General features: G+C 67.9%; 21 protein-coding genes. 9 read left to right on the top strand and 12 right to left on the bottom strand.

Features of this window, described 5'->3' with window-relative positions; genetic code table 11:
• Positions 1–8: 8 nt before the first annotated feature.
• Positions 9–1,574, top strand: a complete 1,566-nt coding sequence (locus ACLD0U_RS09865) for an SDR family oxidoreductase (RefSeq protein ID WP_410340523.1) — start codon at positions 9–11, stop codon at positions 1,572–1,574.
• A 190-nt stretch (positions 1,575–1,764) separates the two neighbouring features.
• Here ACLD0U_RS09865 and panB read toward each other — a convergent pair whose 3' ends face one another.
• The 5 genes from panB to ACLD0U_RS09840 form a co-directional block, all read right to left on the bottom strand.
• Positions 1,765–2,634 (bottom strand): 3-methyl-2-oxobutanoate hydroxymethyltransferase, encoded by an 870-nt coding sequence (gene panB / locus ACLD0U_RS09860; RefSeq protein WP_410340522.1) that lies wholly within the window; start codon positions 2,632–2,634, stop codon positions 1,765–1,767.
• On the bottom strand, positions 2,631–3,494 hold the full coding sequence (gene panC / locus ACLD0U_RS09855; protein ID WP_410340521.1) for a pantoate--beta-alanine ligase: 864 nt from the start codon (positions 3,492–3,494) through the stop codon (positions 2,631–2,633). Before panC ends, panB begins: the two co-directional genes overlap by 4 nt.
• Complete coding sequence (locus ACLD0U_RS09850) at positions 3,491–4,228, bottom strand: DUF2520 domain-containing protein (protein WP_410340520.1); 738 nt, start codon at positions 4,226–4,228, stop codon at positions 3,491–3,493. The genes panC and ACLD0U_RS09850 overlap by 4 nt, the downstream gene beginning before the upstream one ends.
• Positions 4,229–4,401: 173 nt before the next feature.
• Entirely contained in the window at positions 4,402–5,388 is a 987-nt protein-coding gene (locus ACLD0U_RS09845) for an acetylxylan esterase (protein ID WP_410340519.1), read from the bottom strand.
• Positions 5,389–5,449: 61 nt separating this feature from the next.
• Positions 5,450–6,211: an IclR family transcriptional regulator gene (locus ACLD0U_RS09840; protein WP_410340518.1), complete on the bottom strand. Its 762-nt coding sequence runs from the start codon at positions 6,209–6,211 to the stop codon at positions 5,450–5,452.
• Between the two features lie 96 nt (positions 6,212–6,307).
• Between ACLD0U_RS09840 and ACLD0U_RS09835 the strand changes: the two genes are divergently transcribed.
• From ACLD0U_RS09835 to ACLD0U_RS09825, 3 genes are all read left to right on the top strand, one after another.
• The gene (locus ACLD0U_RS09835; protein ID WP_410340517.1) at positions 6,308–8,470 is read left to right on the top strand and encodes a malate synthase G; all 2,163 of its coding nucleotides are present in this window, start codon (positions 6,308–6,310) and stop codon (positions 8,468–8,470) included.
• On the top strand, positions 8,471–8,722 hold the full coding sequence (locus tag ACLD0U_RS09830; protein ID WP_410340516.1) for a type II toxin-antitoxin system VapC family toxin: 252 nt from the start codon (positions 8,471–8,473) through the stop codon (positions 8,720–8,722).
• Between the two features lie 432 nt (positions 8,723–9,154).
• Positions 9,155–10,042, top strand: a complete 888-nt coding sequence (locus ACLD0U_RS09825; RefSeq protein ID WP_410340515.1) for a hypothetical protein — start codon at positions 9,155–9,157, stop codon at positions 10,040–10,042.
• A gap of 117 nt (positions 10,043–10,159) precedes the next feature.
• Here ACLD0U_RS09825 and ACLD0U_RS09820 read toward each other — a convergent pair whose 3' ends face one another.
• Positions 10,160–10,768: an NUDIX hydrolase gene (locus tag ACLD0U_RS09820; protein ID WP_410340514.1), complete on the bottom strand. Its 609-nt coding sequence runs from the start codon at positions 10,766–10,768 to the stop codon at positions 10,160–10,162.
• A 92-nt stretch (positions 10,769–10,860) separates the two neighbouring features.
• Here ACLD0U_RS09820 and ACLD0U_RS09815 point away from each other — a divergent pair, with 92 nt between their 5' ends.
• On the top strand, positions 10,861–11,127 hold the full coding sequence (locus ACLD0U_RS09815) for a hypothetical protein (RefSeq protein WP_410340513.1): 267 nt from the start codon (positions 10,861–10,863) through the stop codon (positions 11,125–11,127).
• 15 nt (positions 11,128–11,142) lie between these two features.
• Positions 11,143–12,594, top strand: coding sequence for an ADP-ribosylglycohydrolase family protein (locus ACLD0U_RS09810; protein ID WP_410340512.1), 1,452 nt, complete (start codon positions 11,143–11,145; stop codon positions 12,592–12,594).
• Here the strand turns inward: ACLD0U_RS09810 and ACLD0U_RS09805 are convergent.
• Entirely contained in the window at positions 12,554–14,386 is a 1,833-nt protein-coding gene (locus tag ACLD0U_RS09805) for an NERD domain-containing protein (RefSeq protein WP_410340511.1), read from the bottom strand. The genes ACLD0U_RS09810 and ACLD0U_RS09805 overlap by 41 nt on opposite strands.
• A gap of 86 nt (positions 14,387–14,472) precedes the next feature.
• Here ACLD0U_RS09805 and ACLD0U_RS09800 point away from each other — a divergent pair, with 86 nt between their 5' ends.
• Positions 14,473–16,149 carry a DUF262 domain-containing protein gene (locus tag ACLD0U_RS09800; RefSeq protein WP_410340510.1) on the top strand — a complete coding sequence of 559 codons (1,677 nt, stop codon included), beginning with the start codon at positions 14,473–14,475 and terminating at the stop codon, positions 16,147–16,149.
• Between the two features lie 129 nt (positions 16,150–16,278).
• On the opposite strand, the gene ACLD0U_RS09795 is transcribed toward ACLD0U_RS09800, so the two are convergent.
• Positions 16,279–16,938, bottom strand: coding sequence for an NAD(P)H-hydrate epimerase (locus ACLD0U_RS09795; protein ID WP_410340509.1), 660 nt, complete (start codon positions 16,936–16,938; stop codon positions 16,279–16,281).
• Positions 16,939–17,052: 114 nt separating this feature from the next.
• Here ACLD0U_RS09795 and ACLD0U_RS09790 point away from each other — a divergent pair, with 114 nt between their 5' ends.
• A complete protein-coding gene (locus tag ACLD0U_RS09790; RefSeq protein ID WP_410340508.1) occupies positions 17,053–20,193 on the top strand; it encodes a BTAD domain-containing putative transcriptional regulator in 3,141 nt (1,046 codons plus the stop codon).
• Here the strand turns inward: ACLD0U_RS09790 and ACLD0U_RS09785 are convergent.
• Entirely contained in the window at positions 20,177–20,650 is a 474-nt protein-coding gene (locus ACLD0U_RS09785; protein ID WP_410340507.1) for a hypothetical protein, read from the bottom strand. The two genes, ACLD0U_RS09790 and ACLD0U_RS09785, sit on opposite strands and share 17 nt — an antisense overlap.
• A 204-nt stretch (positions 20,651–20,854) precedes the next feature.
• Between ACLD0U_RS09785 and ACLD0U_RS09780 the strand changes: the two genes are divergently transcribed.
• Positions 20,855–21,394, top strand: coding sequence for a large exoprotein (locus tag ACLD0U_RS09780; RefSeq protein WP_410340506.1), 540 nt, complete (start codon positions 20,855–20,857; stop codon positions 21,392–21,394).
• 83 nt (positions 21,395–21,477) lie between these two features.
• On the opposite strand, the gene ACLD0U_RS09775 is transcribed toward ACLD0U_RS09780, so the two are convergent.
• The 3 genes from ACLD0U_RS09775 to ACLD0U_RS09765 are packed head-to-tail and all read right to left on the bottom strand — an operon-like array spanning position 21,478 to position 24,073.
• Positions 21,478–22,437 carry an aldo/keto reductase gene (locus ACLD0U_RS09775; RefSeq protein ID WP_410340505.1) on the bottom strand — a complete coding sequence of 320 codons (960 nt, stop codon included), beginning with the start codon at positions 22,435–22,437 and terminating at the stop codon, positions 21,478–21,480.
• Positions 22,438–22,440: 3 nt separating this feature from the next.
• Entirely contained in the window at positions 22,441–23,223 is a 783-nt protein-coding gene (locus ACLD0U_RS09770; protein WP_410340547.1) for an amino acid ABC transporter ATP-binding protein, read from the bottom strand.
• The gene (locus tag ACLD0U_RS09765) at positions 23,216–24,073 is read right to left on the bottom strand and encodes an amino acid ABC transporter permease (protein ID WP_179409402.1); all 858 of its coding nucleotides are present in this window, start codon (positions 24,071–24,073) and stop codon (positions 23,216–23,218) included. The genes ACLD0U_RS09770 and ACLD0U_RS09765 overlap by 8 nt, the downstream gene beginning before the upstream one ends.
• Positions 24,074–24,080 lie beyond the last annotated feature (7 nt).

Below are 24,080 nucleotides of genomic sequence, written 5' to 3'. Positions count from 1 at the left end.
CTGTGTGCATGAGCGACCTGACCGCACCGACCGGCCGCGAACGCGAACTGCGCGCGGCGCTCCGCGATGACGGCACCGCACCGCGCGCGCTCGTCCTCGGCGCGACCGGGTACATCGGTGGGCGCCTCACCCCCCGCCTTCTGAACGCCGGCTACCGCGTGCGCGTGCTTGCGCGCGATGCGGCCCGCGCACGCTCGTTCGCGTGGGGCGACGACGTCGAGATCGTCGAGGGAGAGGCGCAGAACGCGGATGCCGTCGCCCGAGCCATGCACGATGTGGACGTCGTCTACTACCTGGTGCACTCCATGGGCGGCGGCAAGGACTTCGACGCCCGCGATGCCGAGGCCGCGCACGCCGTAGCGGATGCCGCCGCAGCATCCGGGGTGCGTCGGATCGTCTATCTGGGTGGCCTGCACCCGGACGGCGCCGAGCTGTCGCCGCATCTGCGCTCGCGCGTGCAGGTGGGTGAGATCCTGCTCGCCTCGGGAGTGCCCACGCTGGTGCTGCAGGCCGGCGTGGTGATCGGCTCGGGATCGGCGTCGTTCGAGATGATCCGCCACCTCACCGAGGTGCTGCCGTACATGCCCGCCCCCAAGTGGGTGCGCAACCGCATTCAGCCGATCGCGATCCGCGACGTGCTGCACTACCTGCTGGGCGCGGCGCGGGTGGATGCCACGGTGAACGCCGCGGTCGACATCGGCGGCCCCGATGTGCTGCGCTACGGGCAGATGATGAACGGGTACGCGCTCGAAGCGGGGTTGCCGCAGCGGGCGATCGCGGCTCTGCCGGTGCTGACTCCTCGCCTGGCGTCGCTGTGGGTCAACCTGGTGACGCCGGTGCCGCGGGCGATCGCGCGCCCGCTCGTGGAGTCGCTGCAGAACGAGTGCGTGATGAAGAACCGGGCGATCGACGACCTGATCCCCGGCCCCGAAGGCGGGCTGATGCCCTACCGGCGGGCGGTGTCGCTGGCGCTCGGCCGGGTCGACGCGGATGGCGTCGAGACGAGCTGGCAGGATGCCGAGGTGTCGGGCGCCCCGAGCGACCCGTTGCCGAGCGACCCGGATTGGGCGGGGCGGACCGTGTTCACCGATGAGCGCACCGTGCACACGAGCGCGCCCGTGGCAGAAGTCTGGCGGGTGATCGTGGGCATCGGCGGGCAGAACGGCTGGTACTCATCACGGTTCCTGTGGGCGCTGCGCGGCATCATGGACCGCGTGATCGGCGGTGTCGGACTGCGACGCGGGCGGCGCAGCCGCACCCGCGTGCGCCCCGGAGACGCCGTGGACTTCTGGCGGGTCGAGGCGGTTCGCGAGCCGACCGCTGATGCAGAAGCGGGCGGCCTGCTGCGGTTGCGGGCCGAGATGAGAGTGCCCGGCGCCGCGTGGCTCGAGCTGAGAGCTGTGCCGGATGCCACGGGCACGCGCTATGAGCAGCGGGCCGTGTTCTTTCCTCGCGGGCTCACCGGACGGCTGTACTGGCTGGCCGTGCTGCCGTTCCACGGGTTCATCTTCGCCGGCATGGCGGCGCGCATCACGGCCGCGGCCGAGTCGGGTGCCGCCGGTTCGGGTGGGTGACACCCGTGCCGAGTTGGAGTCACGTACGTTTGGCGGGGAATTGTACGGATGCCAGCGGTATACGCGGCGTGTCGCCCGCCAGACGTTCACACTCCCGCCAAACGTACGGCGGGCAGATGGCGGCGGGCAATGGCGGCGCGCATCACGGCCGAGTCGGGTGCCGCGGGCTCGGCTGCGTGATCACCCGCCGTCAGCGCCGATCGAGCAGTTCGCGCAGGCGCTGCTCTTCAGCATCCGCCATCGTGTACCCGTGCTCGGGCGCGGGGTAGGCACCCGACCGCACCTCGCGCGCGTAGGCAGCGACGCCGTCGATCGCGGCGTCGCGCAAGTGGGCGTAGCGCTTGACGAACCGGGCGGCGGGGCCGTCGTAGATGCCGAGCAGGTCGTGGAACACCAGCACCTGCCCGACGGCGCTGGCACCGGCGCCGATGCCGATCACCGGGAAGTCGACGCGGTCGACGATCGCCGCCGTGACGGGCGCGGGAACGGCTTCGACGACCAGTAGCGAGCATCCGGCGTTCTGCAGTGCGATGGCGTCGTCGATCACGGCGATCGCCGCCTCGGCGGTGCGTCCCTGCGCGCGGTAGCCGCCGAGGGCGGCGACGCTCTGCGGGGTGAGTCCGACGTGGCCGACGACGGGGATGCCCGCGTCGACGAGGGCGCGGGCCCGGGCGACACTCGTGCCGCCGCGTTCGATCTTGACCAGGTCGACACCGGCCTCTTTCACGAAGCGCTGGGCGGTGGCGAGCGCGAGGGCGTCGGATGCCTCATACGAGCCGAACGGCAGATCCCCGACCAGCAGGGGCGCGTCGAGTCCGCGGCGCACAGCCCTGGTGAGCACGAGCATCTCGTCGACGGTGACCGGCACGGTGCTGTCGTAGCCGAGTACGGTCATCGCGGCCGAGTCGCCGACGAGGACGAGGTCGACGCCCGCCGCCTCGGCGATCTGCGCGCCGGGGTGGTCGTACGCGGTGACCATCACGATCGGTTCGCCGGCGCGTTTCTTGGCGGCGAGGTCTGCGAGGGTGACGCGTCGGCGCGGGGCGGCGTGGGAGCTCATGACGGCTTCTTCGGCGAGGCGGTGAGAAGGTGGTTGTCGATCAGGCGGGCGTCGCCGACGCGCGCGGCGACCGCGAGCAGGGCGTCGTCGTCGACACGGGTGAGCGCGCGCAGGTCAGTCGCGTCGCGCAGTTCGAGGTACTCGGGGATGATCCCTGCGGCATCGAGCACCCGTCGAGCGGCGGCCACGAGGGTGGCCGCGTCGCGTTCGCCCGAGCGGTGCAGGTCGGATGCCACCGTGAGCGCCCGGTTCAGCGCGGCGGCCCGGCGGCGGGCATCCGCATCGAGGTAGATGTTGCGCGAGCTCATGGCGAGCCCGTCGGGTTCACGCACGGTGGGCAGCGCCTCGATGCGCACGTCGAGGTCGAGGTCGCGCGCGACGCGGCGGACGACGAGCACCTGCTGGGCGTCCTTCTGCCCGAAGTACGCGGTGTCGGGCCGCACGATGCCGAGCAGCTTGGTGACGACCGTGGCGACGCCGTCGAAGTGGTGCGCACCGCGGGCGGCGCCGTCGAGCACGTCGGTGAGCCCCGAGACGTGGATGCTCGTCGCGAAGCCATCGGGGTAGATCTCGGCCACATCGGGGGCGAAGAGCACGTCGGCGCCGGCCTGCTCGGCAAGGGCGGCGTCGCGGTGCTCGTCGCGCGGGTAGCGGCTGAGGTCTTCGGCGGGGCCGAACTGGGTGGGGTTGACGAACAGCGAGACGACGACGAGGTCGTTGTGCTGCCTGGAGTGACGCATCAGCGAGAGGTGCCCGTCATGGAAGGCGCCCATGGTCGGCACGAGGCCGATGCGCCCGCCACGACTGCGGATGTCGCGCACGGCGGCGCGCACCTCGGCGATCGTGCGGACGATCTTCATGCGGCGGGTCTGTCGGTGAGTGCGCGGGTGTGATCGGCAAGTGCGTCGAAGAGCTCGTCGAGTCCGGCTGCCTCGGCAACCTGGCGCTGGCGGGCGACGGTGGCCTCATCTCCGCGGGCGATGGGGCCGGTGAGCACGGGGCCCGCCCCGGTGGCGACCCAGTTGTCGACGCTCTGCCGAATGAGTGGTGCCAGCAGCTCGCGCGCGTCGGCGGGCGGGATGTTCGCCCGCTCTGCGAGTTGCTCGGCGGCGTCGAGCACGGTGAGCACGAAGTTCGACGCGAACGAGGCCGCGGCGTGGTACTCGGCGCGGTGCACGTCGTCGATCGCGATCGGGCGGGCTCCGAGGGCGCGCGCGATGCTGTCGGCTGCGGCGAGCGCGTCGGGGGTGCGTCCGGCGATGGCCGCGGTGATGCCGTGGAAGATCTCGGGCGGCTCGGTGCCGATGAAGGTCTGGAGCGGGTGGATGCTGAAGTCGACGTCGTCGAGGGGTGTCGCACCCGAGGCGTGACCGATGAGGCGGGCGAACGGCCTGGTTGCGCGCGCGGTCTCGCTGATGGCGGCGTCGGGGACGCAGAGGAGGGCGATGTCGGCGCGGGGCGGGGTGCCCGGCCCGAGGGGGCCGAAGACGCGGAAGCGGGCGGCGCGGAGCGCACGAGCCAGTGTGGTGCCGAGGCGACCGGCGCCGATGATGGCGATGGTCGTGTCGCTCGGGGCGGGTGCGAAGGACGTCATTGTGATTCCCAAGAACAGGCTGATGGGGTGTCACGAGTATGCGCCCGCATGGGCTTGCTCCCAAAATCTGGGAGCAAAAAGCGCAGCCCGCCACGCATGAGCATGCACTTACGCAATGAGAATGAACATCGCTCTTATCTTTTCGCTCCGCCCTTCGCCGTTCGGGAGGGCGTTTACCCGGCGGAGACGGGCTCCCCCACGTGCGCGGCGAGGAACTGCGCCTGCGGCACCCAGTGCACGCCGAGGCCGCCCTCGTGGTCATTGAACGGGTACTCGATGATCTCGGCGTCGGCCGCCCAGGCATTCTTGGCCGCGTACACCGTGGAGGGCGGGCAGGTGGCATCCATCAGCGCGACCGAGAACAGCGCCGGGGCCGTCGCCCGGCGCGCGAAGGTGACGCCGTCGAAGTACGACAGGGTGCGGAAGACCGGCTCGACGGCGTCGCGGTGCACCGACAGGTAGCGGACGACCTCTTGGTAGGGGTCGCGGTCGGTCATGCCGATGGCGCGTTCGAAGTGGCACAGGAACGGCACTTCGGGCATCACGGCGATCAGCCCCTCGGTGAGGCCGGCGACGGCGATCGAGATGCCCCCGCCCTGGCTCGAGCCGACGACGGCGACACGGCTGGCGTCGACGCGGTCGAGCGAGCGCAGCGTGTCGACGGCGAGCACGCCATCGGTGAACACGCGGCGGTAGTAGTAGTCGTGCGGGTCGAGGATGCCACGGGTCATGAACCCGGGCGACGACGAACCGGTGCCGTGCGGGTCGGCGGTCGAGCCGCCGTTGCCCCAGACGCTGCCCTGGCCACGGGTGTCCATGCGCAGGTACGCGTATCCGGACGATGCCCAGTGCAGTTGCTCGTGGGCGACACCGCGACCGCCGCCGTACCCGACGTACTCGACGATGCCCGGCAGCGGGCCGTCGATGTGCGCGGGCAGCACGAGCCAGGCGTGCACGGGGTCACCGGCGTAGCCGCTGAAGGTGACGTCGTAGACCTCGACGGTGCGCAGAGGAGAGTCGACCCGGCGCAGCACGGGCGGGGTCGCGACGGCGCGCGACTCGGCGAGGGTGCGCTGCCAGAACTCGTCGAAGTCGGCCGGTTCGGTCACGTCGGGCGAGTAGGTGCGCAGCTGCTCGGGCGGCAGGTCGAAACGCGGCATCGGGGCATCCTTCGAGTCGGGGTCGAAGGAAGTGTATCGAGCACCGCAGGTGGCGCGCGGCTCAGCGGCCGGCAGCTGCCAGCTGCTCGGCCGCCTGCGTCAGCGCGTCGACAACGTCGGGCACTCGGGCATCCGTGATGCGGGCGGCGGGACCCGATACCGAGATCGCGGCGGGCTGACCCAGTCCGGGCACGGCGACGGCGATGCAGCGCACGCCCACCTCTTGTTCGCTGTCGTCGGCGGCGAACCCGCGGCTGCGCGATCGGCGCAGGTCGGCGATGAAGGCATCCGGGTCGGTGAGGGTCTGCGGGGTGAAGCGCGGCAGCCCGGTGCGGGCGATGAGGGCACGGACGTGCGATTCGGGCATGGTCGAGAGCATCGCCTTTCCGACGCCGGTCGAGTGCGGCAGCACGCGCCGGCCCACCTCGGTGAACATGCGCATGCGCTGACGCGAGGCCACCTGTCCGGCGTACAGCACGAGGTCACCGTCGAGCACGGCGAGGTTGGCGGTCTCGTGAAAGGCGTCTTCGAGCTGCCGAAGTGCGGGTAGTGCGGCATCGGCCAGCGGCGGCACGGCCTGCTGCCCGAGGGCGATGAGCCCGGCGCCGAGGGCGTAGCGGCGGTCTTCGAGCTGGCGCACGTAGCCGAGGCCGTGCAGTGTCTTGAGCAGGCGGTGCGCGGTCGGCACGGCGAGGCCGGTGGCGGCGGCGAGCGCGGCGAGCGCCTCTTCTCCCCCGGCGTCGGCGAGGGCTTCGAGCAGGGCGAAGGTGCGGGCGACGGACTGCACGCCGCCGGGTGCGGGAGAGCTGTCGGATGCTGTCACGCGTTCCACGATATGAAATCGGCGCTCCGAAATCGAGCATCCTGCCTACCGTGGGAGTCAGCGCCGTCCGGGCGCCCGCAGGGAAGGACAAGGACTGTGACCACGTACCTCGACCGTGCCGGCCTGTCGGTCGCCGATCCGATCGCCGAGTTCGCCGAGACCGCCCTGGCCGATGCCGGGCTCGATGCGAGCGCCTTCTGGAGCGGCGTCGCCGAGATCGTCCACGACCTCGCGCCGCGCAATGCCGAGCTGCTGCGCATTCGCGATGACCTGCAGCAGCGCATCGACGCGTTCCACCGGGCATCCCCCGGGCGCCCCGACCCGACGCAGTACCGGGCGCTGCTCACCGAGATCGGCTACCTCGTTCCCGAGCCGGCACCGTTCCGGATCACGACCGAGAACGTCGATCCCGAGATCGCGACGATGGCCGGCCCGCAGCTCGTAGTGCCGCTGCTGAACGCGCGCTTCGCGCTCAACGCCGCGAACGCCCGGTGGGGGTCGCTGTACGACGCGCTCTACGGCACCGATGCGATCGAGCAGACCGTCGAGCTCGCCCCGGGCCGCGAGTACAACGCCGCTCGCGGCGCAGAGGTGATCGCGCGGGGTCGCGCGCTGCTCGACCAGGCTGCGCCGCTCACCGAGGGTTCGCACGCGGATGCCACCGGCTACCGGGTGGATGCCGAAGGCCTGGCCGTGGCGACGGCATCGGGCATCCGACGTCTGAGCGACCCGGCGACGTTCGTCGGTTTCGCGGGGCCGGCCGATGCTCCGACGTCGGTGCTGCTGCGCCATCACGGACTGCACGTCGAGATCGTCATCGATCGCGACGGCGCGATCGGGCGGACGGATGCTGCGGGCGTGCAAGACGTCGTGCTGGAGTCGGCGATCACGACGATCTTGGACCTGGAAGACTCGGTCGCCGCCGTCGACGCCGACGACAAGGCGCTCGGGTACCGCAACTGGCGCGGGTTGATGGATGGCACGCTGACCGAGACGGTGCGCAAGGGCGGGCAGTCGTTCACGCGCCGGCTGAACGATGACCGCCGGTACACGACGCCGTCGGGCGGTGAGTTGGTGCTGCCGGGTCGGTCGGTGCTGTTCGTGCGCAACGTTGGGCATCTGATGCGCACCGATGCTGTGCTCGATGCCGACGGTGGTGAGGTTTTCGAGGGCATCCTCGATGCGATCATGACCGCGCTGGGTGCGCTGCCCGACCTGACGGGCGCTCGGCGCGGTGCGAACTCGCGCACCGGGTCGATGTACATCGTCAAGCCGAAGATGCACGGCCCCGACGAGGTGGCGTTCGCCGTCGAGCTGTTCGGGCGGGTCGAGGCGCTGCTGGGGTTGCCGGAGCGCACGCTGAAGGTCGGGATCATGGATGAGGAGCGGCGCACGTCGGCGAATCTGGCGGCGTGCATCGCGGCAGCATCCGATCGGGTGGTGTTCATCAACACCGGGTTCCTCGATCGCACGGGCGATGAGATCCACACGTCGCTGCACGCCGGGCCGTTCCTGCCGAAGTCGGGCATCAAGGCGCAGCCGTTCATGCAGACCTACGAAGACCGCAATGTCGCGATCGGGCTGGCGTCGGGTCTGGGCGGGCGGGCGCAGATCGGCAAGGGTATGTGGGCGATGCCCGATCTGATGCACGACATGCTCGAGCAGAAGATCGGTCACGTGCGTTCGGGGGCGTCGACGGCGTGGGTGCCGTCGCCGACGGCGGCGACACTGCACGCTCTGCACTATCACCAGGTCGACCCGTTCGCGGTGCGTCAGACGCTGCCGGCATATGAGCCGTCATCGCTGGATGTGCTGCTGCAGCCGCCGCTCGCCGACGCGGGCGATCTGACGGCCGACGTCGTCGCGACCGAGCTCGACAACAACGTGCAGTCGATCTTGGGGTACGTGGTGCGGTGGATCGATCAGGGCGTCGGATGCTCGAAGGTGCCAGACATCCACGGCGTCGCCCTCATGGAAGACCGCGCGACGCTGCGCATCTCGAGCCAGCTGCTGGCGAACTGGCTGCAGCACGACGTGATCACCGAGGCCGACGTCGACGCCGCCCTGCAGCGCCTCGCACCCGTCGTCGACGGGCAGAACGCATCGGATGCCGCATACGAGCCCCTCTCTGGTGCCGGACCGAGGATCGCGTACGCCGCCGCACGGCGACTGATTCTGGAAGGCGCCAGTCAGCCGAGCGGATACACCGAACCGCTGCTGCACGGCATGCGACGGGAGAAGAAAGCGGTACTGGTGTAGGTGGGACAGGAGCGGTCCGCCGAGCCCTCTGCACAATTCATAGGTTCATCGGGTTCTCCACAAACGGTGGGTTTTGCCGCTCCCTGTCGCCTCGCCCCTCGGGCGCTCGCCCTCCGCCGCAACTTCTCGGCCTATGACGCAAGCTATGTCGCTCTCGCCGAGGCCTTCGGATGCCCACTGCTCACCTACGACCGGCGACTGGCGAAAGCCGCGGCGAATCACTGCGCTGTCGAACTGCTCCCTCTGGAGTGAACGCCCCGGATAGATCCCCACGACGGCAATGTCGGAGCATGCTCCTACAGTGACGGTCAATCGGTCCACGCGTACGACGTGCACCTCCTGGGGAAACGCATTTCACGCCCTGAACGGGGCGGTGTCGGCGTACACGCAGACCGTCCCCTGCGGCGTTCGCCGTGGGGCAGGCCGGTGCTCCACGCACCTCTTCACAAGGGGATACCCATGTCCGTTCCGAACTCTCCTGCGTCTGGCCAGCCGACGCCTCCCTCCTCGACGCCGTACGGCGTTCCTCCGCCCGCCGGTGGTGCGCCTCTCGCCCCGACTGCACCCACGGTGGGCGCCATTCCACCTGAGGCGGGCGGACCGCTCGGCGGAACCGTCCCGCCCCCACCCGGGGGATCACCCGCGGAAGGCCCTTCGAAGAACAACGTCCTCGCACTCATCGCAATGATTGTCGCGTTCGTCGGATTCATCTTCGCCTGCATCCCAGGAGCCCTGATCGTCGGCTGGGTTCTGTTGCCGATAGCGTTCGTCCTCAGCGTGGTCTCGCTCGTCCTGAAGGGAAAGCGCAAGTGGATGGGCGTCGTCGGACTCATCGTCTCGATCGTCGGTACGGTTGTCGGATTCTTCGTGTTCTTCGCGGTCGTGTCGACAGCGTTCGATGACGCGTTCGACGACGCCTTCGCACCGGAGACTGCCGTTTCCCAGGCGAGCGAAGAGCAGGCCGCGGATGACAGCGAAGAGCCCGCAGCAGAGCCTGCTGACTCCCGCCAGGAGATGGTCCTCCTCGAGACAGCTTTCGGCAAGAGCACCTACGACTCCAGTACATGGTGGTACGTCTCGATCTTCGAGAACCCCAACGCTGACTACATTTTTCCGAGCACGGGCTTGACCATCGAGGCGGTGGATGCCGACGGCACGATCCTCGATTCGTCGAGCGAGTACCGCACGATCCTCTCCGGCAAGTCGGCCGTGGCAGGCACCCTCTTCTCTGTCGGGGACGGCCAGATCGCTGAGATCGAGTTGCGCGGCCCGGGCGCGACGGACTCCACACGGTCTCCCGCGTCTGAGACCGGAACGTTCACGATCGCAGAAGTTGCGCCAACGACCGACTCGTACTCCACAGAGGTACGGGGCAAGGTGACAAGCTCCTTCAGCGACGATCAGGAGTTCGTGCAGATCGTCGTGGTCGCGAGAGACGGCTCGGGAAAGATCATCGGCGGCGAGACCGGCTACATCGATCGCCTGCCGGCTGGCGGCGCGGCACAGTTCGAAGTCACGTTCTTCGACCCGCTGCCTGCTGACACGAAGTACGAGGCGTACGCGGCGCTCTGATCGACGGCGGCAGCGGACAGGGCCTCAACCCGCGGAGGGGAAGCCCTGTCCGCTGCGACGCTGGCGCACTCCGATAGGCACCACAAACGCAAGCTTCCAGGCATCCTGGGCGCGCGCCTACCCCCGCCGATACAGCTCCGCCGGGCGGCCGCGCCCGGCTCGCTCGAGTTCGCCGGTCGGGGTGAGGTGCGGCAGCATCGACCGGCGGAACGTGTCGGGCAGCAGATTCTCGCCCAACACCGCCGCGTGCACGGCGCGCAGACGACTGAGCGTAAATGGTTCTTCGAGCAGCGCACCGGGGTCGGGTTTCTCGCGGTATTGAGCGCGCACATCGGCGACCGCGAAGGCGACGATCTGCGCATGGTCGAAGGCAAGCGCCGGTAGCGCGGACACGGGAACGACAAGTGCGTCCGGCGGCAGCGTCGCGGCTCGTACGACGTCGACGTGCGCCACGCTCAGCACGCGGCCGCGGTCATCCCGATCGACCGCGTCGAAGACGTGCAGTTGCCTGGGCGCGAGCCCGCGGATGCCCGCCTTCTCACGCAGTGCGCGCAGGACAGCATCCGCCAACTCCTCCCCCTCGTGCAGAAAGGTCCCCGGCAGTCGCGACGGCACGTCTCCCGCGGGTGGTAGCAGCAGCACGGCCAGCTCACCGGAATCGGTGACGGTCAGCACAGCCGCGTCGACGGCCACGGACGGTCGGGGGAAGGAGTCGAGCGAAGCCACGCGATTATTTTACGCACACTTGCGCAATGTCGGAAGGTGGGCGCATACTGACATCACGCAATTAGCGCAGAACTGATTTAAAGGGGTGTTCGATGGCTGAGAGAAAGATCACTGGCAGCATCCGCTGTTGCCTCTCGGGCGGGCCGCTCGACGGCGCCCGATACGGCGACGTTCCCAATCCCGGCCACGCCGTCAAGGGCGCGCGCCTGAGCATCCCCCTCTCGCAACCGGCAGAGACCGCCGCCCACGCGGTGTACATCTGCCCCGCCCCCGGGTCTCCCGACGATACCTGGGAGTTCCTCTACGCGAAGACCGTCTACCCCGGCTTGCCCGTCGGCACCAAAGCATCGTTCCTCTGAACCGAAGGATCCATCATGAGCCTTGACAGCATCCAGCTCGACCGCGCGATCGGCGCGGTCGTCGCTTCCGCCGCGGGCGACGCCCTGGGCTCGCAGTACGAGTTCGGTCCGCAGCATCCCGACACGATGGTTCCGCAGTTCGGTGAGGGTGTCTTCGGGCATGCGGCCGGCGAGTGGACGGACGACACGAGCATGGCGATCCCGCTGCTCGACGCCCTCGCCGCCGGGAACGACCTCGGCGACTCGGCGACGCAATCCGAGATCGTCGCGCGGTGGATCGAGTGGTCGCGCAAGGCGAAGGATGTCGGCGCGCAGACACGGTCGGTGTTCACCGGCATCCGAGGGGATGTGACGGCGGATGCGGCGCTGCGCGCCTCGCGCACCCGCCACGAGCAGCACGGGCGCAGCGCCGGCAACGGGTCACTGATGCGCACAGGTCCCGTCGCGCTCGGCTACCTGACCCGACCACCGGCCGAATTGGTCGGGGCCGCCGGCGCGATCGCCCGCCTGACGCATTGGGAGGACGACAACGCCGACGCGTGCGCACTGTGGTGCCTCACCATCCGACACGCGATCCTCACCGGCGAACTCGACGTGCGCGCCCAGCTGGTGCACCTGGCGGCGCCGCGACGCGACCGTTGGGCAGCGCTGGTCGACGAGTCGCTCATGCCCGGCGCGCACCCGCGTGACTTCAGCGCCCAGAACGGGTGGGTGGTGCGTGCTTTCCAGGCGGCTCTCACGGCCGTCGCCGGCGCGACGTCGCTGGTGGATGCCGTCGAACGCGCCATCCGCGGAGGCAACGACACCGATACGGTCGCCGCGATCGCCGGGGCGCTCGCAGGCGCCGTCTGGGGTGGTTCGGCGGTGCCATTGGACTGGCAGCGCCGGTTGCACGGGTGGCCCGGGTATCGGGCATCCGATCTGGTGCGGCAGGCAGCGCTCGCGACGCGGAACGGGGCGTCGGATGCCGAAGGCTGGCCGACCGCGGCGCGTCAACCCACCTATCCGCGCAGCGACTTTCTGGCCCGCCACCCACATGATGACGGCGTGTGGATCGGGTCGCTCGCCGCTCTTGACCGCCTGCCCGCAGAGGTCGATGCGGTCGTCTCGCTGTGCCGGGTCGGAACCGCGCAGGTGCCCGCGCACTGCGAGGGCGTGCAGGTATGGTTGATCGATCAGCCCGGCCGCAACCCGAACCTCGACATCGTGCTCGCTGAGGCCGCGGACGCTGTCGCCGCGCTGCGCGCCGAAGGCAAACGTGTCTTCCTGCACTGCGCTGAGGGGCGCAGTCGTACGGCAGCGGTGGCGGCGCTGTACGGCGGAAAGCACCGCGGCGCGGAGTTACCGCAGGCGTGGGACGACATCCGCGCGGCGTTGACGGGCTTCGCGCCGCAGGCGTTCCTGCAGAGCGCGGTGGAGCGGCTGGTCAGTTCGGCACAACCACGCAGCGGTATCGTGCGCGGGTGAGGCCGACGTAGAGCAGGTCGAACCAGTCGAGGCCTTCGCCGGTGACAAACGTCAGGCCGTCGTCGCCGATATCGGTGAGGATGACGGCCTCGGCGTCGAGCCCCTTGTACTTGAAGATCGACCCCCAGCGCACGCGACCGTGCGGCACCTTCGGCAGGGGCGCGGCAGGTACCGCGGGGGTTGCGGGCGCGTCGACCTGCACCGTGGTCGCGGTCTGCACAGCATCCACGCGTCCCAGGTCGGGCACACCGGCATCCGCCACCCGCAACCGATCACGCAACCACCGCTCCTCCTTCGAGAAGTGCTCGGCGGCGAGCAGCCGCCCGGCCAGCGAGTTGCGCGCGCCGAACGGGCTGAGGATGACGATGTCGTGGGGCTGATGATGCTCGAGCAACTCGCGCAGCGCCTCGGCGAGCGCGCGCGACGCCTCAGTCTCGGATGCCACGGGCTTCACCACCAGCGGGCCGTCGATGGTCGAGGTCACGCGGTGGCCGCGGTAGCCGAAGCTGCGCGACAGCAACGCTTCGGCGGATGCCGTCAGCCCGCTGACCTGGCGCAGCCCGCGGCGCAGGGCGACGTGCACCAGCCCGGGCACGCGCTCGCGCGCCACCGCGTAGGGGTCGACGTGGGCGTCCGCACGGCGCAGGATCTGCTGGCGGGCGTCGCCGGCGAAGGCCAGCTTGGTGCCCTCGACCGCGCCCGACGCGGTGAGTGCGAAGAGCAGGTCGAGCACGGCGGGGAACCCGGCGATGTCTTGGAACTCATCGACGCAGATCGCGTCGTAGCTGCCGATCGACGGGTCGGCGCGCACGGCGGCGAGCGCCCTCGCCGGCAGCTCTTCGGTGTACCAGACCTGGTTGGCGTCGGCGGGGTTCTGGTCGAGGCCGGCGAGGCGAAGCATGAGTGCGTTGAGATCGTCGACGACCAGGCCGGGCTTGCCGCGCAGCATGTCGCGCAGCTCGTCGGCCATGAGCAGGTTCCAGCAGGTGACGAGCGTGCGGTGGTCGCCGTACCAGCGCTTGGCGAGCTGCGCGAGCAGGTAGCTCTTGCCGGTGCCGGCGGGCCCGTCGAAGTAGATGCGGTCGTTGCGTTCGATCAGGTCGAGCACGCGAGCCTGCTTCTTGAGCAGCCCGCGTTCTTCGTCGAGGCGTTCGAGTTTGCGGTCGGCGGGGGAACGCCCGCCCGCAAAGTCACCGAGTAGCGCGGCGGCGATCGCCTCGGTGTGCTCGGCGGTCATCGACGCCGGATCGTGCGCGACGTCATCGACGGCTCGGTACCACGCGTCGTGCTCGTCTAGCGCGTGGAGGATCGTCTTGATCGGATGCTGCAGATCGGGCCGCCACGCCAGTTCCCACTCGAAGAACTGCATGTCTCCGGGTGTGGCGTTGTTGAATTGGAAGCGCTCCAGTGAGGTGAACCAGACCAGGCGCATGATTGGTTCGTCGCCGGTGAGGATCTCGCGGTGCTTCAGATATCCGCGCAGACTGCGGATGCTGCCGTCGAGCTGGTCGAACGGGCTCTTGCCCGGATTCGGTACGCGATCGAGCCGCCACTCGCCGTCTTTGTACTCGACGTACTCGGGGCTCTTCGCCTCGATCATCACGATCCCGCGCCCCGGCACCAGCACGATGAAGTCGGCCTCGCCCTGCATGCGGGTGAGGTGGCGGCGGATTTCGAGGCTGTGCAGCACGATCCAGTCGTCGGCGTCGTGCGCACCGGCGAACGCGTCGAAGATGCGCTTCTCAGAAACGTTCGCACCGCCGCGGGGGCGGGCAGGGATCATCCGGGTCATGACCAGGATGCTAGCGGGGGTGGGTGTCGCTGTGCGCGCGGCCGATACGCTCTTAGTTGGGAACAGCCGAGAATCGAAGGAGTCTGGTGGACGCGAACAAGCTCACAGCACACGAGCAACCGCTGCGAAAGGTCTTCTCAAGCGATTTCGCTTTCTCCATCCCCGACTATCAGCGTCCGTACCGCTGGGGAACTGAACAGGCGCTTCAGCTCTTGGAGGATCTGGAGGAGAGCGCGAACCGCGACCAAGACGAGCCCTACTTCCTCGGCTCACTGGTTCTCGTCCAGCAGTCCGAGCGCGCGTTCGACGTCATTGACGGGCAGCAGCGCCTGACGACCCTCACGCTCCTGTTCAGCGTCTTGCGCGAGCTCAGCGCGGGCCCGATCGCGCACGAACTCGCGACGCTTGTGATGGAGCCAGGCAGCGCCCTGGCGGGAATTCCCGCACGGCCCCGCCTCGATCTCCGCAAACAAGATGCCGCATTCTTCCGGAAGTACGTGCAGGAAACCGGCCGGATGCACGAGTTGTTCGCGCTCACCGACAACCTGGTGCCGTCAGAGTCCCAGCGCGCAATTCGCGACAACGCGAAGGCGCTGTATGAACGTCTTCGCCACAGGGAGACCGCTCAACTCGATGCCCTGTCGCAGCTCGCCAGCTCCCGCACATTCCTCGTGGTCGTCACCACCCCGGACCTGAACAGCGCGTATCGCATCTTCAGCGTGATGAACGCGCGCGGGCTGGACCTCGCCCCCACGGATATCTTCAAGTCAAAGGTCATCGGTTCACTGGACGAGGATTCTGACTTCGCACGCCAGTGGGAGGACGCCGAAGAGTCGCTGGGCTCCGACGATTTCACCGACCTGTTCCGCGATATCCGTACGATCTTCAGCGGTGAACGCGCGCGCAAGGAGTTGCTGAAGGAGTTCCCTGAGCAGGTACTCGACAACTATGTCGACAACGCCCGTGCAGGCGAGTTCATCGACGACGTGCTGCTTCCGTACGCCGCAGCATTCACGCGCACTGCGGCTCAAGATTTCGGCCCCGGCCCCGAGTGGCGCACTGTCAATGACTGGTTGAAGCGCCTCGTCCGTATCGACAACAAGGATTGGCGACCTTCGGCGGTCTGGGCGATCAAGCACCACTCCGATGACCCGGACTTCCTCGCAGAGTTCCTGCGGAGACTCGAACGTGTGGCGGCGATCTCACTTCTTCGGGGCGAGTACACCACACCGCGCATCGCCCGCTATCTTGAGATCCTGCGCGATCTGAAAGCGGGACGGGGCCTCGCTTCCCCGTCGCTCGAGCTCAGTGAGCACGAGAAGACCGAAGCACGCGTTGCGATCGAAGGCGACGTGTACCGCATGCAGACACGTCGCGCCCGATACGTGCTGTTGCGCCTTGACGAGTTGCTCGCCCACGGTGCCGGCGCCACCTACGACCACAGCGTTATCAGCATCGAACATGTGCTTCCGCAGAACCCTGCGTCGGGAAGCCACTGGCTCGACGACTTCGACGATGCGACGCGTGAAGAATGGGTTCACAAACTCGGCAACCTGCTGCTGTTGAATCACCGGAAGAACTCGCAAGCGCGCAACTTCGAGTTTGCACGCAAGAAGGACCGCTACTTCAAGGGCGGATCCGGATCAGCAGTGTTCGCATTGACCACGCAGGTGCTGAGCTACAGCGAGTGGACGCCAGAGATCGTGGCTACGCGGCAACGCGACCTGACGGGCCTGTTGATCGACGAATGGCATCTGGCTTAGAGCCACGAGCGACTTGGTCAAACGAACGTTCTACGGGCTGCAGCTCCACCCCGGCATCACGCCCATAGCGACGGAAACGCTGAACTGAAACAACGGAAACGCTGGCGCGAATCTACGGAAACGCTGCCGTCAGCGCGTTCCGTCGCGCACTTCTGAAACGGATGCTGTTCCCGTGGCCTCAGCGGTGGAGAGGTCGAGCCCGAGGTCGACGAGCACGATGCGTCCGGAGTGCTGAGCGCCAGCATCCGAGGTGAGGCCGGCTTTGACCGCGCCGAAGGTGACGGTCGTCGCTGCGGTGAGCACGACGCCGTCGTTCTCTCCCGAATCGGGGTCGATTCCGCTGGGCAGATCGACGGCGACGACCAGCGCGGATGCCCGTTGTAGTCGCTTCACGACGTCGCGGGCGGCCGCGCGCAGTGCCCCACGGGCGCCGATGCCGAGGATGCCGTCGACGATCACATCGTAGGCATCCGGGTCGAGGTCGCCGAGAGCGATGGCCCTTGCCCCGGCACGAGTCGCCGTGTCGAGGGCCTCGTCGTGCACCCGGTCAGCGGTGCACAGGATGTCGACGTCCACGCCCTGCCCAGCGAGGACCGCGGCGGCGAACAGCGCATCACCGCCGTTGTCTCCGGCGCCGGCGAGCACCAGCATCCGTCGCGGATGCCCCTCGGCGATCACCGCGGCGAGCGCGGCCGCGGCCCGGCGCATTAGCGACACTCCTGCAGCCAGCAGGGGCGCTTCGGCGGCCCGCACCTGCGCGGCGGTGTATGAGGGGACGATGGCGGTCATGTGAGTCAGGGTAGCCATTCACGACGGCCGCGGGCAGCCCCGCCGCAACCGGCCACGAGCCGTTTTTCACGCACTGCTATGGTGACCTGATCTGCCGATGAGGGAGGATGCAACGTGCTCGACGTGTCGGTGCTGGGCACCGTGAGAGCCAGCAGCAACGGGCGGGAGCACCGGCTCGGGGGCGCCCGACAGCGCGGCCTGCTCGCCCGCCTCGTCGTCTCGCAGGGGCGCACGGTGACGACCGATCGGCTCATCGATGAACTGTGGGGCGATCAGGCTCCGCGCGATCCGGGGCACGCACTGCAGGCGCACGTGTCGCGACTGCGTTCGGCGATTCCGGTGCCGATCGTCTTCTCGCACGGCGGGTACCGCATCGACCCTGCCGGGGTGCGGACGGATGCTGCGCGCTTCGAGGATCTGGTGCGACAGGGCGACTCCTCGATCGCCGATGGCGACCTGTCACGTGCCGCGGATCTGATCGCCGGCGGGCTGGAGCTCTGGCAAGGAGAGGCCTACTCGGGCCTGTGGGATCTGACGGCTCTGCGGGCCGAGTCGGTGCGGCTTGAGAAGGTGCGATCGGCGGCGTTGGCCGACCGCATCGACCTCGACCTCGCCCTGGGGCGCAGCGCGGCGGTCACGTCAGAGTTGCATGCTCTTGTCGAGCAGGACCCGCTCTCAGAGCGCCACTGGGGCCAGTTGATCTCGGCACTGTACTGCGACGGGCGCGCCAAAGAGGCGCTCGAGGTCTTTCAGCGGGCACGGTCGATGTTCGCCGATCTGCTCGGCGCCGAACCGAGCACCGAGCTCAGTCGCCTGCATCTGGCGATCCTGCGCGAGCAGCCGCCCGAGAGCTTGTTGCGCCTGTCGATGATGACCGATGCCGGCGGCAACCGGAACCCACCGGCGCCGGACACTTCGGTGCGCCACCTCACCTCGAACGAGCCGCACCTGCTCGCCGCGGCATTGCGCGAGGGGCATGCGACGCTGCTGACGGGCCCGTCCGGCATCGGCAAGACGCACCTGCTGCGCGCGATCCGTAGCCGATACGCCAGCGTGCGCGATGCCATCACCCTGCTGACGGCGACGCCGCTGAGCCGGTCGGTTCCGCTCGGTGTCTTCGCGGTGGTCGTGCCCGAGCAGACGCTGACCCCGACCGCGCTGGTCGACCACTTCACGCGTCACCGCACGACGGCGGCGCTGCTGATCGACAACGTCGAACAGCTGGATGAGGCATCGTTGTTCGTGCTCGGACAGCTCATTCGCAATGCGTCGGTGCCGGTCGTGCTCACTGCGACCGACCTCACCGCCGTGCCCGCTGAGATCGAGGCGCTCTACGACAGCGGCGAGCTCGCCGAGATCGGCGTCGTGCCCCTCTCGGATTCGGATGCCGACGAGCTCGTGCTGCACACGATCGGCGGCACGCTGACCCCGTCGGCGCGCCAGCAGATCGTTCCGCTGTCGGGCGGCAACCCGCTGCATCTGCGCGAGATTCTCACCGCGTCGGTCGAGCAAGAGCGTCTGTTGCGCACACCGCACGGGTGGGAGCTGCAGGCGGCACCGGCATCGAGCGCGCGGCTCACACAGCTCGTCGGCGAACGCTTCACCGGGCTCGACGATGCGCTCATCGACGCGGCGACGATGGTCGGCATCGCCGGCGAATACCCCGCCGGCGCGCTCAGCACGGCAGAGCGTCGGATGCTGGCACGCGCCGATGTGGTGGGATACTCGGCGCCCGGGTGGCTCGTGCTGTCGCATCCGCTCGATCTCGTCTATCTGCGCGGTCGGTGCTCGGACGCCCTGTGGCGTGATCTGTCACTCGATGTGCTCACCGTGCTGCGCGGCGATGCGGCTCGGACGTCGCCGGCGGCGCGGCGTCGTGCGCACATCCTCGCGCTCGAGCTGGGTGAACAGATCGAGGTGCCGGCTACGGTCGAGCTCGCCGCGCACGCCCTGGCGGCGTTCGATGAACGGCTCGCGTTGCGTGCCGCCACGGCGGTCATCGAGCTCGACCCGGATAACGCGACGGCGCACCGGCTGGCTGGCTCGGCAGCATCCGTTCTGGGTGATCCCGACGGCGCTGCGACCCACTTCGAGAACGCGGCGGCGGCAGCGAGCACTCCGAGCGAGCGGGCGGCGGCCGCGCTGGCTCATGCCCGCCATCTGGGCCTGCGCCACTACGACGCGGGTGCCGCGCTCGACGTCATCGAGCGCGCGCTGCGCACGATCGATGACCCCGTCGAGGCCGCCCACCTGCAACGCGATGCCCTGCGCTGGTCGACGGTCGCGGGGCACACCCGGGCGATCGCGGATGCCCCGGGCGACACCCGTGACGCAGTGGCGGTGGTCAGCCTCATCACCGCGGCGCTGTCGGGCACGGTCACCGGTCCGCACGAGGGTGCCGTGCGCACGCTACGGCGGTTGCGCGGGGCCCCGGCCGATATCATCGCGGCCGTGCCGTCGGGCGCCGAGCTGATCGAGCTGGCCGAGATCATGGCGCTGTCGAACTCGGGTGATGTGCGGGCCGCGCGGCGGCGCCTGCTGGCGGCGATCAGCGAAGCGCATACGGATCGTCCTGCCGCACTCGGCGCGTGGGAGTACGCCCTGGCGTTCACGGATCTGCTGTCGGGCGATGTCGCGCACGCGCACGAGGTCGCCGTTTCGGCCGTCGCCCATCTGCGTTGGCGTGACATCAGCGGGCTGCTGCCGGCTGCGCTGACCCTGGTCGACACCACCGCGCGCGTGATCGGGCAGCCCCACGGCGCGGCCGACGTCGAGGCCATCCCGCCAGCGGCCGAGGGCGATCCGAAGGTGGCAATGTTGCGGGCCTGGTCGGCGGCATGGGAGGCGAAGTGCGCCGGTCGGCGCGACGACGCCGCGCGCCTACTCCTCGACGCGGCCCAGGGGATGCTGGCGGCACAGCACACCTTCTTCGCGGGGATCCTCGCGCACTGTGCTGTTCGGGCTGGGGCTGTTCGGGCAGAGGCAGCGCTGGTGACTGATGCCGTCCGGGTGCTGGAAGAGGCGCACGCGATCGGCGGTGGAGGCCTGCTGGCTTTGCTGTTGCGTCACGCCGTGGCGGTAGCATCCGATGATTCTGTGGCGCTCGGGACGATCGCCACCGAAGCCGACGCGCTCGGTCTCGCAACGACCGCGGCAGACACGCGGGCGATGCTGGCGTGCGGCCGTGCACCGGCAGAGCCGGGCACGGCCGCACTGTGGGCCGTCGACGCGACGGAGGCTACTCCCCCGGAATGACGGTGTAGCCGACTGTCGCCTCTTCACCCTCGGACGGCGCGATGATCGACACGTTGACGGTCAGTGAGTCTCCCTTGCGGAAGTTGAAGCCGGCCATCTCGCCCATGTCAGCCGTGCCCTGCTGCTCCCAGCCGGCGAAGTCGGACTTCACCTGGGCGACCAGTTCGTCCTTGCTGCGCGGGTCGGTGACAACGACGACCATGCCCTCATCCATGGTCATCGATTGGATGATGTTCTCTGACACGAGCGTGATCTCGGAGGGGAACCCCTCAGGCAGGCTTCCGAAGTCGACGGATGCCCCACCGCCGCTCATGCCCTCGATGAGGTCCTCGGCGACCTGTTCGGCGCCGCCATGCGCCGCCTGGTCGACGAGCGCGTCGATCGGGTTGCCGAAGCAACCGGTCAGCGTCGCTGCGACCCCCATCGCAAGCGCGCCGGTCACGAGTCGAACCCGCATGGATCTTGCCATCATCTTCTCCCCAGTCATCCCCGGTGGCGTCCGGTTGTTCGATCTCAGCATCCGGCGCTCACAGACCGCTCACATCGTTCTGCCTGGCCGATGGTCGCCCACGTTGTGAGTCGTCTGTGAGCGGCCGATGGTTGGGTGTCGACATGACGCACATCTGTCTGCGGGTGATGCGCATTCTGAGAGGGGAAGCAGATGGATACCTATACGGGAATTCTCGCGGCGTACTTGGCCGCGATGGTCGGAATGGTTGTCGTCGGCGTGGTTGTCTACGTGGTCACGGCTTTCTTCATGTCGAAGGTGTTCGCCAAGGCGGGCGTGCAGGGCACGTGGCGGGCGTGGGTGCCCGTCTACAACTTCATGGTCTTCTTCAAGCTCGGCGACCTCAGCCCGTGGCTGGTGCTGTACTGCTTCGCCGGGGCCGTGGTGCTGAGTTGGGTGGGCATCGGGTTCATCTTCTCGCTGGCGCTGTTCGTGGGCGGCGGTGTGGCCGCGTACCGCGTCGGACTCAAAACGGGCAAGGAGCCGGCGCTGGTCGCACTCTGGTTGATCCCGACGGCATGGTTCGGCGTCATCGGGCTGAGCAAGTCGACGTGGAACACCGCTGTGGCACCGGCGCAGTGGGCGGGCAACGGCTTTCTCGCCGACCGCACGGAGTGGCCGGGGGTTCCGGCACAGGCATCCGCTGTTGATGGGCCGGCGCAGCCGGAGCGCCCTGCGGGAGCCGGTGCCTGAGACGTTGTGCATCACCGAAGTGGAGGAAACGGGCTCATGACGCAGGGGCGGCGCATCTATGAGCGCCGCCCCTGCTATCACCATCAGGCGACGAAGTCGGCCGTCAAAGGCACGTCATGCCCGTAGGGCGGATCGATCTCGTGCTTGTCCACGCCCAGCTCACGTGCGAGCGCACGCACTTCCTCACCACGAGTGCGAGCGAGCTCCAGTCCTCGGAGATTCGAGTCAATCTGCTCGGGACGCGTCGCGCCGAACAGCAGAGAACACACGTTCGGGCTGCCAACAGCAAAAGCGATGCTGAACTCCGCAGCGGTGACGCCGAGAGATGCGGCGGCCTTCTCGATTGCGGGAACGCGCGCCTTAATGTCATCGCGGATGCCACCGATGTCAAGCCCGATGTGTCGAGACGGGGAGAGGTTGCCCGTGAGAATCCCGCCTTCGAGCGAGTCCGAGGCGTGCACCGACATGCCGGTATCCGCGAGCACCGCCTGATAGTCAGGCCCGTCGACGACATTCTGGCGCACGACCGAGTACTTCAGTTGCACCAGCTCCGGGGTAGGCAAGCCCTCTGCAACGCAGAAATCGTGCGCCTGACGAATCAGTTCCGGCCGCCAGTTGAGGCCACCCCAGACGCGGGCCCGCCCGGATGTCACGAGCTCCGCCGCGTCCCGGGCAAGCCGCTCAACGCTCATCTCAGCACGCGGATGCTCGACGATGATGACGTCGACTCGTTCCACGGCAAGTCGTCGCATGGACGCATCGAGCTGCGCCGTCAACGAGCGCTCGGGGTAGTCGAAGTACCAAACCTTCTCGGCGATAACAATGTCATCCCGCGAGAAGCTCGCCTCCTGAAGCATCCGTCCGAAGAGAACTTCGGTGTGCGGCTTGTCGCGGTAGTACGCGACGTCGAAGAACCGGATGCCGCGCTCGTAGGCGTGGTTGATCAAGTTGACGTTGGCTTCGAATGACAGCCGCGAATACGTGTGCCATGAGCCGAGGGAAAGCTCGCTGACTGCAATGTCACTCTTTCCGATGTTGCGCATCTTTTACTTCCTTTTCATTGCGTTGACGAACGCGCGTGCACGCGTCGATTGGGGGTTGGTAAGCACATCGGCCGGAGCGCCGAACTCAACGATGCGGCCTTCATCGAGCAGCGCCACTCTGTCGCTGACCTCACGCGCAAAGTTCAACTCATGAGTGACGATGAGCATGGTCATGCCTTCGCCGACGAGTTCACGGATGACATCCAAGACCTCGCCAACAAGTTCTGGATCGAGGGCGGACGTAGGTTCATCGAAGAGCATCACACTCGGGTGGGGTGCAAGTGCGCGGGCGATGGCGACGCGCTGTTGCTGACCGCCCGACAGCATGCCGGGGTACTGGTCAGCCTTGTCTGCGAGGCCCACGCGGTCGAGCAAGTATCGCGCCCGCTCTTCAGCCTGCGACCTGGACTGCCGGTGCACCACGCGCAGACCCTCACAGATGTTCTCAAGAGCGGTCATGTGCGGGAAAAGGTTGAACTGCTGGAACACCATTCCGAAGTGCTCACGTTGCCGCGCGCGCTTCTTCTCCGGTAGCGGGTGATAGACACCTGCCCGAAGATTGAATCCAAGCAACTCGTCTTGGTAGTGAACCGCCCCCGAGTCGATCGTCTCAAGCATGTTGATGCAACGCAGAAACGTACTCTTGCCTGAGCCCGATGGGCCGAGTAGCGATATCACCTCGCCGTGATGCAGGTCGAGATCAATACCTCTAAGCACATGGTTGTCACCGAAGATCTTCTCGACATCACGCGCGCGGATCAGAGGGCGGTCATTCGATTCAGTCAGTGACACCTCGGAATCCCTTTCCGTACTTGCGCTCCAGTTGTCGCTGTCCAACCATCGCGAGACTGGTCAGCACCAGATACCAGATGCAGGCAACGACGAGCAGGGGAATGGTCTGATACGTAACTCCGTAGATCAGCTGCACGGTGGTAAGCAACTCGGTGTACCCGATCACGAACACCAGTGATGTGTTCTTGAAGAGCGTGATCATCTCGTTGCCGAGCGAGGGGATAATCACGCGAATCGACTGGGGAGCGATGATCCGACGCATCGACTGCCAGCTGGTCATCCCCATCGAACGGGCTGCCTCGAGCTGCCCGCGCGGCACCGACAGAATGCCTCCGCGGTAGATCTCGCCGATGTATGCCCCCTGGATTAGCGTGAGCCCCAGAATGGCTGCCGTCGATTGCGAGATCAACTGATTCGTAGGAAATGACGCCAATGGAGGCAGGAACGGTAGCCCGATTGGAATCTGCGGCAACAACGCTGAGAGGAAAAAGATGAACAGCAGCAGCACCAGCGCTGGAATCGCCCGGATGAACCAGATGTACACTGCACCGACCGCTTGGAAGACAGGGTTCACGGACATCCTCAAGTAAGCAACAAGTCCTCCCATCACCAGGCCGCTGAGCGCACAGATGACGGTCAGCACGATGGTGTTGCGCAGTCCGGCCAGGATGTCTGGGTGGAGCAGGTATTCCCAGACCACATCCCACTGCCAGTTCTGCCCTCGGATGAAGAAGTCGATCAGTCCCAAGACCATGACGGCAACGACGACGGCGGAGACCCACCACGAGGTACGTCGTGGCTTGGCGAATCGATAAGTTGGCGCAACTGAGTCGGTCTGCTCCATGCTCTGC

This window comes from Microbacterium sp. 2216-1, from assembly GCF_046507855.1.
GTDB classification, from domain to species: Bacteria; Actinomycetota; Actinomycetes; order Actinomycetales; family Microbacteriaceae; genus Microbacterium; species Microbacterium esteraromaticum_C.
Note: the sequence above shows the minus strand (reverse complement) of the source record. Positions and strands in the feature narration are given on the sequence as shown.

Excerpts from the sequence above, each read along its gene's own strand:
- ACLD0U_RS09865 (WP_410340523.1), top strand. The coding sequence starts at position 9 with ATGAGCGACCTGACCGCACCGACCGGCCGCGAACGCGAACTGCGCGCG.
- panB (WP_410340522.1), bottom strand. The coding sequence starts at position 2,634 with ATGAGCTCCCACGCCGCCCCGCGCCGACGCGTCACCCTCGCAGACCTC.
- panC (WP_410340521.1), bottom strand. The coding sequence starts at position 3,494 with ATGAAGATCGTCCGCACGATCGCCGAGGTGCGCGCCGCCGTGCGCGAC.
- ACLD0U_RS09850 (WP_410340520.1), bottom strand. The coding sequence starts at position 4,228 with ATGACGTCCTTCGCACCCGCCCCGAGCGACACGACCATCGCCATCATC.
- ACLD0U_RS09845 (WP_410340519.1), bottom strand. The coding sequence starts at position 5,388 with ATGCCGCGTTTCGACCTGCCGCCCGAGCAGCTGCGCACCTACTCGCCC.
- ACLD0U_RS09825 (WP_410340515.1), top strand. The coding sequence starts at position 9,155 with ATGATTGTCGCGTTCGTCGGATTCATCTTCGCCTGCATCCCAGGAGCC.
- ACLD0U_RS09815 (WP_410340513.1), top strand. The coding sequence starts at position 10,861 with ATGGCTGAGAGAAAGATCACTGGCAGCATCCGCTGTTGCCTCTCGGGC.
- ACLD0U_RS09810 (WP_410340512.1), top strand. The coding sequence starts at position 11,143 with ATGAGCCTTGACAGCATCCAGCTCGACCGCGCGATCGGCGCGGTCGTC.
- ACLD0U_RS09805 (WP_410340511.1), bottom strand. The coding sequence starts at position 14,386 with ATGACCCGGATGATCCCTGCCCGCCCCCGCGGCGGTGCGAACGTTTCT.
- ACLD0U_RS09795 (WP_410340509.1), bottom strand. The coding sequence starts at position 16,938 with ATGACCGCCATCGTCCCCTCATACACCGCCGCGCAGGTGCGGGCCGCC.
- ACLD0U_RS09785 (WP_410340507.1), bottom strand. The coding sequence starts at position 20,650 with ATGCGGGTTCGACTCGTGACCGGCGCGCTTGCGATGGGGGTCGCAGCG.
- ACLD0U_RS09780 (WP_410340506.1), top strand. The coding sequence starts at position 20,855 with ATGGATACCTATACGGGAATTCTCGCGGCGTACTTGGCCGCGATGGTC.
- ACLD0U_RS09775 (WP_410340505.1), bottom strand. The coding sequence starts at position 22,437 with ATGCGCAACATCGGAAAGAGTGACATTGCAGTCAGCGAGCTTTCCCTC.
- ACLD0U_RS09765 (WP_179409402.1), bottom strand. The coding sequence starts at position 24,073 with ATGGAGCAGACCGACTCAGTTGCGCCAACTTATCGATTCGCCAAGCCA.